Origin of the sequence: Brooklawnia sp., from assembly GCF_049651565.1 — a bacterium.
Classification (GTDB): Bacteria; Actinomycetota; Actinomycetes; order Propionibacteriales; family Propionibacteriaceae; genus Brooklawnia.
This window is the reverse complement of record NZ_JBASCI010000015.1, coordinates 1-2,690: the sequence shown is the minus strand read 5'-3', so window position 1 is coordinate 2,690 and position 2,690 is coordinate 1. Positions and strand designations below refer to the sequence as shown.

General features: G+C 67.8%; 4 protein-coding genes. All 4 read left to right on the top strand.

The window, feature by feature from the left end; translation table 11 throughout:
• The coding region (locus tag WBL05_RS00690) for a MiaB/RimO family radical SAM methylthiotransferase (RefSeq protein WP_424223075.1) at positions 1 to 949 on the top strand (949 nt) is incomplete at its 5' end.
• Positions 949 to 1,632: a CDP-diacylglycerol--glycerol-3-phosphate 3-phosphatidyltransferase gene (gene pgsA, locus WBL05_RS00685; RefSeq protein WP_424223076.1), complete on the top strand. Its 684-nt coding sequence runs from the start codon at positions 949 to 951 to the stop codon at positions 1,630 to 1,632. The genes WBL05_RS00690 and pgsA, both read left to right, overlap by 1 nt.
• Positions 1,616 to 2,140: a CinA family protein gene (locus tag WBL05_RS00680; RefSeq protein ID WP_424223074.1), complete on the top strand. Its 525-nt coding sequence runs from the start codon at positions 1,616 to 1,618 to the stop codon at positions 2,138 to 2,140. Before pgsA ends, WBL05_RS00680 begins: the two co-directional genes overlap by 17 nt.
• A 68-nt stretch (positions 2,141 to 2,208) precedes the next feature.
• The gene (locus WBL05_RS00675) at positions 2,209 to 2,472 is read left to right on the top strand and encodes a helix-turn-helix domain-containing protein (RefSeq protein ID WP_424223073.1); all 264 of its coding nucleotides are present in this window, start codon (positions 2,209 to 2,211) and stop codon (positions 2,470 to 2,472) included.
• Positions 2,473 to 2,690 lie beyond the last annotated feature (218 nt).

The window sequence follows — 2,690 nt, the reverse complement described above, 5'->3', positions numbered from 1 at the left end:
GGCTGGCCGTGGCCCGGCGTCCGGACCACCGGTGCTGCGGCGCAGGCTGACCGGCGGACCTTTCGCGCCCCTCAAAATCGCGTCCGGCTGCGACCGACGGTGCGCCTTCTGCGCGATCCCCTCCTTCCGCGGCGCCTACCTTTCCCGACCGGCCGACGAGGTGCTGGCCGAAGCCCGCTGGCTGGTCGGCCAGGGGGTCAAGGAAGTCATGCTGGTGAGCGAGAACTCCTCGTCCTACGGCAAGGACCTCGGCAACCGGGACGCCCTGCCCGCGCTGTTGCGCAAGCTGTCTGGAATCGACGGGCTGGAGTGGATCAGGGTCAGCTACCTGCAGCCGGCCGAGATCACCCCCGGCATGCTGGAGGCCATCGCCACCACCGACAGGGTGGTGCCGTACTTCGACCTGTCGTTCCAGCACGCATCCGCGCCGGTGCTGCGCCGGATGCGCCGGTTCGGCGACCCCGACAACTTCCTGGACCTGATCGGACGCGTCCGCGACCTGTCGCCGCAGGCCGGCATCCGCAGCAACTTCATCGTCGGCTTCCCCGGTGAGACCGAGGCCGACTTCGCGACGCTCTGCCAGTTCGTGGGCGAGGCCAGACTGGACGCCGTCGGCGTGTTCGCCTACTCCGACGAAGAGGGCACCGAAGGCACCCGGCTGGACGGCCACCTGGATCCCGACCTGGTCGGGCAGCGGCAGGACCAACTCTCCGACCTCGCCGACGAGGTGTCCAGCCAGCGGGCCGAGGACCGGGTAGGGCAGCAGGTCCGCGTCCTGGTCGAATCGTTCGTGGACGCAGAGGCGGTCGGCCGGGCCGCCCACCAAGGGCCCGAGGTGGACGGCACGACCACCTTGGCCGGGTCCCCCGACTGCGCGGTCGGCGACCTGGTCTGCGCCGAGGTGATCGACAGCATCGGCGTCGACCTGGTAGGTAAGGTAAGCAGATGATGACCAGCCAGCCCAAGTCGGAGAAGTTGCTGGGCTTCAGTTGGAACGTGCCGAACATCCTCACCATCCTGCGGATGGTGCTGGTTCCGGTCTTCGTCGTGGTCTTCCTGCTGAACCCGCACGACCAGACCTGGCGGCTGTGGGCCACTGCCGTGTTCACCATCGCGATCCTCACCGACAGCGCGGACGGCTACATCGCCCGCAAGTACAACCTGGTGACCAACTTCGGCAAGATCTGGGACTCGATCGCCGACAAGTCGCTGACCGGGATGGCGTTCATCGTGCTGTCCATCGTCGGCGAGCTGCCGTGGTGGATGACGATCATCATCCTGGCCCGCGAGTGGGGCATCACCGCGATGCGGTTCGCCGTCCTCAAGTACGGGGTGATGGCCGCCGATCGGGGCGGCAAGCTCAAGACGCTGGTGCAGTCGTTGGCGTTGATCGCGTTCCTCGCCTGGCTGCCGGCTCTCGGCTTCTGGTACGAAGCGCTCAAGTGGGCGCTGATGTGGATCGCCTTCATGCTCACCGTGCTGACCGGCATCAACTACCTGTTCGAGGCCGGCAAGCTGCGCAAGGCCTCGCTGGCGGCCGGGGGACCGGTGGCGCTGGTGGACGGCCGCTGGCAGCCGCTGGCCGGCGAACCGGCGGTCTCACCCGAGATCGAGCATGACCCGCCGAGCTGAGTCGGGCGCCGACGCGGCGGACGAGACCGTTCGGCTGCTGAAGCAGCTGGGCCTGACGATGGCGACCTGCGAATCGTTGACCGGCGGGGGCATCGGTGCCACCATCACCGCGGTGCCGGGCGCCTCGGAGGTTTTCCGCGGCGGCCTGATCACCTACGCCAGCGACCTGAAAGTGTCGCTGGCCGGGGTGGCAGCCGACCATGTCGCCAGGCACGGAGTGGTCAACGAACGAACCGCCAAGGAGATGGCCGTCGGCGCTGCCTGGAACTGCCGCGCCGACATCGGATTGTCGGCCACCGGCGTCGCCGGGCCAGATCGGCAGGACGGCGAGCCGCCCGGCACGGTGTGGCTCGGCCTGGAGCTGCCGGTTCGCTGGGCCTGCCGGATCAGGGCCCGCCGGCTCCACCTCGCGGGGCAGCGTGCCGAGATCAGACAGCAGACCATCTGTGCGGCGTTGGACTGGCTCAATGAGTGCCTGACCGAATCGGGCGTCGCGGGGCAGGAATAAACCGCACGGAAATGGGTGTTCTCCCCGTATCGGCGTCCGCACCGGGTGTCTTTCGGGGAGGTAACACCATGGCCACGTTGGCACGTGAACTGCTTGGCGAGGTGCTGCGCGCCGAACGGATGCGGCAGGGACGAACGCTGCGAGAAGTCTCGGTGGCCGCCCGGGTCAGCCTTGGATACCTGTCCGAAGTGGAGCGGGGACAGAAGGAGGCCTCCAGCGAGTTGTTGTACGCCATCAGCCAGGCCCTTGGAGTGTCGCTGTCAAAGGTGTACGCCGAGGTGTCGGAACTGTTCGTCGAGGCGGAGGCCAAGAGCGGCCCAATGGCTGCCTGAGCCCCTCAGCGTCAGACGAGTTGATCCGTCCGCCCACTGCCGGGCTGTTGGTCTGTTTGCGCTGCTGACTCGCCCGGCACCCGGCGGAATCGGCCTAGGAGACTGCTGAAGAAGGCGTGTTTCAGTTTGGGATGAGCGGGACGGGCGGGTCGCCATCACTTTGGCCGTCGGAGCGGCTCTGGTAAGTCACAGCGCGTGGCTGGACACGAGGTCGACCC